We start from the raw sequence: 6,534 nt of genomic DNA, 5'->3' as shown, positions 1-6,534 counted from the left end.
GCCGGCCGCTTCGCGGTCCTGGACACCGGCGCCCGTCGAGAAAAAACTTGGCTGGCTATCGGGGCGGCGGCCCGGGTGTGGCGCAGCGCATTCTTCCTTGGGACAGGTGGTGTTGCTGGGGTGTGAGGGGTGGCCCTTCGGGCCACTTACCATCCACAGAAGCGACGCCGTTCGCTCACCGCGAAAATAGTGTCTGACCTGGGGAAATAGATAGCCAGGGAAGTGGTTGAGGCGTAGAATCAGACCCATCACAACACACCTCTGAAAGAGGCATCCGATGAGTCTCGGCCGCGACATCGACCACTGGGGCACCAACCCCGGCGACGCGAACGACGCTGCCTTGCAGGCTATCGAGACCGCCCTCCACGACCTGCTCGCGAGTGACCCGGTCTATTGGCGCACCGAGCAGAAGAAGGACCTGCTCGAACGCCTGGAGAAACTCCAAGCCCAGCAGGCCGCACTGAAGCTGCGGGTCCTCGCCACGGCGGGTGACATCGCCGAGGAGACCGGCGCCAAGGACGCGTCCGCGTGGATGCGCGCTGAGTTGTCGGTCGACAGGGGTGTGGCCCGCTCCCAGATCAAACTCGCCACCAGGGTCGCCAAGTACGACCTGGTCGCCGCCGGCCTCGCCGAGGGTGTCGTGTCTCTGGACAAGGCCCGGGTGATCACCAAGGCGTTGGACAAGATCGACGCCGATCCGGTCGCCAGCGGCGGGCACCTGATCCTCGCGGAGAAGCTGCTGGTCGGCTACGCCGGTGAGTTGACCGCGAACCAGTTGCGGATCGCGGGGAAGCGGGTCCTGGTCGAGATCGATCCGGTCCGGTTCGAGGACGCCGAAGCCCAAGCCCTCCTGGCCGAGGAACAACGCGCCCAGCAGAGGACCGCGCTGCGGGTGTGGGACAACCACGACGGCACCATCGGGTTCGAGGGCGTGTTGCCGGTCTCGATCGGGATGCGGTTCAAACGACTCGTCGAGGCCTACGCCCAACCCCGCAAACAACAGCTCGTCGCCAAAGGCAGCCCGTTGCCGCCGTGGGAACGACTCATGGGCCAGGGGTTCACCCGGCTGCTGGAGACCATCGACCCCGCCGCCCTGCCCCGTCATGGTGGTGATGCCACCACCATCAACGTGGTGATCACGCTCGAGGAGCTCCGTAAGGACCTCGGGGTCGCGACGCTGGGGTATGACGAGACCAACGGCGCGGTGATCAGCGCGGCCGAGGCCCGGCGGATGGCGTGCAACGCCACCATCATCCCCTGGGCCCTCGGCGGTGAGGGTGAGGTCCTCGACGCCGGCCGCGCCAGCCGGTTCTTCCAGCCCATCCAGCGCAAGGCACTCCGGCTGCAGCAGAAGTGCTGCCAGGCCGAGGGGTGTGACATGCCACCGGAGTGGTGCGACGCCCACCACCTCGACCCCTGGGCCGACGGCGGGAAGACCGATCTGAAGGACGGGGCGTTGTTGTGTCCGCATCATCACCGGTTGGCGCACAACCCGGCCTATGTTCATGAGCGACTACCGGATGGCACGATCCGGTTCACCCGCCGCTCCTGACATCCGTCAGAGTTCTGATTCATCCCGGTCAGTCAGCCCCACACCGGCCCGTTTCGTGGGTGTTCCCCACCGGCGCGGAGACTTCCCCACCCGCACGGCGGTCCTCCCTGCTCCGAAGCGTGGGGAACCTTCCTGCGTGTGGGGAAGTGCTCGGTTGCGTGGGGCATCGTCCCGTTGTGCCCACCCGATCGAGACCTCGAGCTTCCAGTGGACGCCAGCCACAGCCCCGAGCCCGTACCCAACTGAATCCGCTGCGCCACACCCTCGCCGCCGGCCCGATACAGGCGAAATCTTTCTCGATCGGGTGCCGGGTCAAGGATGGCCGCAGGCCACCGGCGAAGCCGGCGGGCGAAGCCCGTCCTTGACGCGGTGCGTGATCGAGAAACAATCGAAGCAAGGGTCGGCGGCGAACCCCCCAAGAGAGCCGAGCTTGCGAGGGGTTACGGGTGCGGGCGGGAGACGTAGGCCGTGGAGGTCCGGTCCAGGGGACCGTCAGCGGGCTCCGAAGGCTGAGCGGCGGGAGCTCGGTGGTAACCGGGCCGGCCGATCGGGAAGCTCTCCGACATGATGCCGATCCGCTCGCGGGCCATGCCTACGGTGACGCCGGCTCCGTCGCGCAGCTTCTCGTAGGTCGCGGCGGGGTAGCGGCCGACGACGTAGCCGGCTACTCCGCCGAGGGCGAAGGTGAAGAGGTTTCGTTTCGTCCTCACTTCTTGTCACCTGCCTTGAACTTTCGCAGGAGCGCGTCGGTGCCCTTCTTGCGGATGACGGTGGTGGCGACGGCCATCACGACCGGGGTGAGGAACGCGGCGATCGCCGTGATCCGCTTGCCCCAGGACGACTCCTGCCACTTGGTCTTGGGCGTCGTGCCGTTCCACAGCGAGCGCTGAGCGTTCTTGGCGCGCTCGCCGGTGATCGTTGAGTACGTCATGCCAGATCTCCTTGTGTCGGGGTCGGCTTTCGTCGTCCCGTACCCGTCGTGGGTACGGGTCATGCGGCGATCTCTTCGTCGTCGAGCTGTTCACGCAGGTCGTCGATGATCCGGGTCAGGATCCGGGAGACCTGGGTCTGGGTGACGCCGATGATCTCGCCGATCTCTGCCTGGCTACGGTCCTCGATGAAGCGCAGGCGGACGACGCGCTGGTCACGCGGGCACAGCCCGCGGATCGCCTGCTCGAGGGCCAGTCGGGTCTCGCAGTCGGCGAGTCCGCCGTCGACCGCAGGCAGCATGTCGCCGATGGTCGCCTCCACCGAGGACTGCGCGTCGGTGGCGCGAAGGGGGGCGTCGAGCGAGGTGGGGGTGAAGCAGCCACGGGCATCGAGGGCCTCGCGTACCTTCTGCTCCGGCACGTGGGCGATCTCGGCCAGCTCGGAGGTGGGCAGGTTGCCGCGCTCCGAGCCGATCCGCAGCAGCGTGCTCTGCAGCTCCTGGATGGGCCGCGGCGGGCGCACCGTCCAGCCGTGGTCACGGAACCAGCGCTTCACCTCACCACGGATCGTGGGCACGGCATAGGTCAGGAAGTCGTCGGCACGATCGGGGTGGAAGCTCTTCGCAGCACGGACCAAGGCGGTGTACGCCACCTGCTCCAGGTCCGCACGGGGGATGCCACGGCCGGTGTAGCGGTGAGCGATCGAGCGGGCCACCGCTGCGTTCAGCAGGATCACCTCTTCGAGGACGCGATCCTGCTCCTCACCTTCCGCGGTCTGCGCCTCCGCCAACAGCTCTGAGGTCAGACGCTGTCGCTGGGCCCGGGGTAGGTCTGTCTCGAAAGTCGTCGTCGTCATGTCTAGGTAGTGCCCGGCTCGACCGCCTTCAAACGGTTTCGCCGTGAGTTTCACCCCGACGGGTGTGGGCCCTGGACACCGCAGTCACCCTTTCGGGTGGGAAGCGCTCAACCCCGCCGCGATGGCTACCCCGAGGACCTTCAGCTGTGCTCCCTTCCGGACCGGAGCGGGATGCGACGTGTTCTGGGTACCCCGGGCGAGACGCTTTGAGCCGCTCGCCGGGGAACTTGACCTGCCTACTTGCATCACCGAAGGGGCTTCCGGGAACCGACAGGAGATGAGAATCCTGATCTGGCACGTGCACGGCTCCTGGACCACGGCGTTCGTGCACGGTCGCCACGACTACCTCGTCCCGGTCACCCCCGACCGCGGGCCCGACGGTCTCGGCCGCGCCCGCACCTGGGACTGGCCCGCGGCCGCCCGTGAGGTGAGCAGCGAGGCCCTCGCCGAGGAGGAGGTCGACCTCGTCGTCCTGCAGCGTCCGCACGAGGTCGAGCTGGCCGAGCAGTGGCTCGGCGGGCGGCGTCCCGGTCGCGACCTGCCGGCCGTCTACCTGGAGCACAACACTCCCGCCGGCGCAGTCCCCGACGCCCGTCACCCGATGGCGGGCAGAGGCGTCCCGATCGTGCATGTGACCGGCTTCAACGACCTTCTCTGGGACTGCGACGGCACCCCGACGACCGTGATCGAGCACGGCATCGTCGACCCCGGCCGCCGCTACACCGGCGACATCGAGCGCCCCGGGATGGTCGTCAACGATCCGGTACGCCGCGGCCGCGCGGTGGGCGCCGACCTGATCCCGGTGCTGGCCGAAGGCGTCGGCGCCGACGTCTTCGGCATGCGCGTCGAGCACCTGCCCGCGCACCGGGGGCTGCGGACGTACGAGAACCTGACCCAGCTCGACCTGCACGACCATCTTCCGCGGCGTCGCGTGTACGTCCACCTCAATCGCTGGACCTCGCTGGGTCTCTCCCTGATCGAGGCGATGCATCTGGGCATGCCGGTCGTCGCCCTGGCCACGACCGAGACCCCGCTCGCGGTGCCGCACGAGGCCGGCTTCGTCACCACCCGCCGCGACGAGATCGTCCCGGCCGTACGCCACCTGATGAAGGATCCCGACGTCGCCGAGGAGGCCGGGCTCATCGGGCGCCGGCACGCGAGACGGCGCTACGGCCTGGAGAGGTTCCTCGACGAGTGGGACGACGTGTTCCGGTGGGTCGCCACCGGCAGCGCCGCGTGAGAGCGGGGCGCGGGCGGGTTCTGGGCATGTGAGGCGTCGGAGCGGGGTACGGGAGCGAGCTCTGTCCCCGACCGAAGGACCGCTATGACCGACACGCCGAGCCCCGGCGCCCCTGAGCAGACCGAGTGGCTGACCACCTCGGGCGGTGTGCGCCTGCGCGAGACCGACAGGTCCCTCAAGGCGGGCGAGCGCGGCCCGACCTTGCTCCAGGACCACCACCTGCGCGAGAAGATCACCCACTTCGACCACGAGCGGATTCCCGAACGCGTCGTCCATGCCCGCGGAGCCGGTGCGCACGGCACGTTCACGGCGTACGGAACGGCCGAGACCGTGACCAGCGCCGGTTTCCTCGCCGAGGGCCGGGAGACGCCGGTCTTCGTGCGGTTCTCCACGAAGTTCTACACCGAGGAGGGCACCTTCGACCTCGTCGGCAACAACATCCCGGTCTTCTTCATCCAGGACGGGATCAAGTTCCCCGACGTCATCCACGCCGGCAAGCCGCACCCCGACCGCGAGATCCCGCAGGCCCAGTCGGCCCACGACACCTTCTGGGACTTCGTCTCGTTGCACACCGAGGCCCAGCACCACACGATCTGGAACATGTCCGACCGCGGCATCCCGCGCTCCTACCGGATGATGGAGGGCTTCGGCGTCCACACCTTCCGGCTCGTCAATGCCGAGGGGAGGACGAGCCTGGTCAAGTTCCACTGGAAGCCGAAGCTCGGCGTCCACGGTCTGCTCTGGGAGGAGGCCCAGATGCTCGGCGGCTTCGACCCGGACTTCCACCGCCGCGACCTCGCCGACGCGATCGAGGCCGGTGCCCACCCCGAGTGGGAGCTGGGCATCCAGGTCTTCCCGGACACCCCGGAGCAGACGTACGAGGGGATCGACCTGCTCGACCCGACCAAGCTGGTTCCCGAGGAGATCGCGCCGGTCCAGAGGATCGGTCGCCTGGTCCTCGACCGGAACCCCACCAACTACTTCGCCGAGACCGAGCAGGTCGCCTTCCACGTCGGCAACCTGGTGCCCGGCATCGACGTCACCGACGACTCCGTGATGCAGGCGCGGCTCTTCTCCTACGTCGACACCCAGCTGACCAGGCTCGGCGGGCCGAACTTCAACCAGATCCCGATCAACCGGCCGCACGCGCCGGTCAACGACATGCTGCGCGACGGGTTCCACCAGGACGAGATTCACGGCGGCGTCGCGCCCTACCACCCCAACTCGCTCGACGGCGGCTGCCCGTTCCTGGCAGGCGACCCGCAGGGAGCGTTCCTGGACAACCCGGTGACGGTGCCCGAGACGACCAAGCAGCGTACGCAGCCGGCCTCGTTCGACGACCACTACAGCCAGGCGCGGCTCTTCTGGCTCTCGATGACACCGGTCGAGAAGCAGCACATCGTCGCCGCGTACGCCTTCGAGCTGGGTAAGGTCACGGAGCCGAGGTCATCACGACGGCCGGGATCGCGGTCCCCGCGCCGGGGGTCAAGGCCGAGGAGTCCGCCTCGACGGCCGCGGCCGAGCTTCCCGACCTCCTCGCCGCGCACCGCTCGTGGGAGAGGTTCGCGCTCTCCTGAAGGTTTGCCGTAAGGAGGGTTTACAGCCGCGCGAACTGGGTACCGGGAGGAGTGTACGAACAAGAGAAATCATGAGGAGTGATCCGCAGGCCAACTCCGTGCAGGGTGCCGACAAGCAAAGCCCCTGCTCCGTAGCCGCTCGGACGACAAGGTCCGAGCATCCCCCGCAACAACTACACACAGAGGTGAGATCCACATGGCACTACTTCTCTGGCTGATCGCGGCAGTCCTGGTCATCGGCGGCATCTTGGCGCTGGTCCGAGGCCAAATCCTTTGGGGCGCAGTCCTCATCATCGTCGGCCTGTTGGTCGGCCCCGGTGGGGTCAGCATCTTCACATAGACACCATGCGGCCCGGTGCCCTTCGGGGCCCCGGGCCGGG

Annotated in this window: 7 protein-coding genes and 1 pseudogene; 5 read left to right on the top strand and 3 right to left on the bottom strand. The window is 68.1% G+C overall.

Annotation, left to right across the window (positions count from 1 at the left end):
- Window positions 1–277 precede the first annotated feature (277 nt).
- Window positions 278–1,552: a DUF222 domain-containing protein gene (locus ABZ796_RS20385; RefSeq protein ID WP_357339328.1), complete on the top strand. Its 1,275-nt coding sequence runs from the start codon at window positions 278–280 to the stop codon at window positions 1,550–1,552.
- Window positions 1,553–1,992: 440 nt separating this feature from the next.
- Here ABZ796_RS20385 and ABZ796_RS20380 read toward each other — a convergent pair whose 3' ends face one another.
- From ABZ796_RS20380 to ABZ796_RS20370, 3 genes are read right to left on the bottom strand one after another with little or no spacing between them, the layout of a single operon-like run.
- On the bottom strand, window positions 1,993–2,262 hold the full coding sequence (locus ABZ796_RS20380; protein WP_357339327.1) for a hypothetical protein: 270 nt from the start codon (window positions 2,260–2,262) through the stop codon (window positions 1,993–1,995).
- Window positions 2,259–2,483, bottom strand: a complete 225-nt coding sequence (locus ABZ796_RS20375) for a hypothetical protein (RefSeq protein ID WP_357339326.1) — start codon at window positions 2,481–2,483, stop codon at window positions 2,259–2,261. The genes ABZ796_RS20380 and ABZ796_RS20375 overlap by 4 nt, the downstream gene beginning before the upstream one ends.
- A 59-nt stretch (window positions 2,484–2,542) precedes the next feature.
- A complete protein-coding gene (locus ABZ796_RS20370) occupies window positions 2,543–3,337 on the bottom strand; it encodes a sigma-70 family RNA polymerase sigma factor (protein ID WP_357339324.1) in 795 nt (264 codons plus the stop codon).
- A 277-nt stretch (window positions 3,338–3,614) separates the two neighbouring features.
- Here ABZ796_RS20370 and ABZ796_RS20365 point away from each other — a divergent pair, with 277 nt between their 5' ends.
- From ABZ796_RS20365 to ABZ796_RS20350, 4 genes and pseudogenes are all read left to right on the top strand, one after another.
- Entirely contained in the window at window positions 3,615–4,577 is a 963-nt protein-coding gene (locus tag ABZ796_RS20365; protein ID WP_357339322.1) for a glycosyltransferase, read from the top strand.
- 84 nt (window positions 4,578–4,661) lie between these two features.
- Window positions 4,662–5,966: pseudogene (locus tag ABZ796_RS20360) on the top strand (catalase); the annotation flags it as partial.
- Window positions 5,967–6,025: 59 nt separating this feature from the next.
- Entirely contained in the window at window positions 6,026–6,154 is a 129-nt protein-coding gene (locus ABZ796_RS20355) for a hypothetical protein (protein ID WP_357339330.1), read from the top strand.
- 196 nt (window positions 6,155–6,350) lie between these two features.
- Window positions 6,351–6,494: a GPGG-motif small membrane protein gene (locus ABZ796_RS20350; protein WP_357339321.1), complete on the top strand. Its 144-nt coding sequence runs from the start codon at window positions 6,351–6,353 to the stop codon at window positions 6,492–6,494.
- Window positions 6,495–6,534: the final 40 nt, after the last annotated feature.

Source organism: Nocardioides sp. NPDC047086, assembly GCF_040643685.1.
Taxonomy (GTDB): domain Bacteria; phylum Actinomycetota; class Actinomycetes; order Propionibacteriales; family Nocardioidaceae; genus Nocardioides.
Note: the sequence above shows the minus strand (reverse complement) of the source record. Positions and strands in the feature narration are given on the sequence as shown.

Excerpts from the sequence above, each read along its gene's own strand:
- ABZ796_RS20385 (WP_357339328.1), top strand. The coding sequence starts at position 278 with ATGAGTCTCGGCCGCGACATCGACCACTGGGGCACCAACCCCGGCGAC.
- ABZ796_RS20375 (WP_357339326.1), bottom strand. The coding sequence starts at position 2,483 with ATGACGTACTCAACGATCACCGGCGAGCGCGCCAAGAACGCTCAGCGC.
- ABZ796_RS20370 (WP_357339324.1), bottom strand. The coding sequence starts at position 3,337 with ATGACGACGACGACTTTCGAGACAGACCTACCCCGGGCCCAGCGACAG.
- ABZ796_RS20365 (WP_357339322.1), top strand. The coding sequence starts at position 3,615 with ATGAGAATCCTGATCTGGCACGTGCACGGCTCCTGGACCACGGCGTTC.
- ABZ796_RS20350 (WP_357339321.1), top strand. The coding sequence starts at position 6,351 with ATGGCACTACTTCTCTGGCTGATCGCGGCAGTCCTGGTCATCGGCGGC.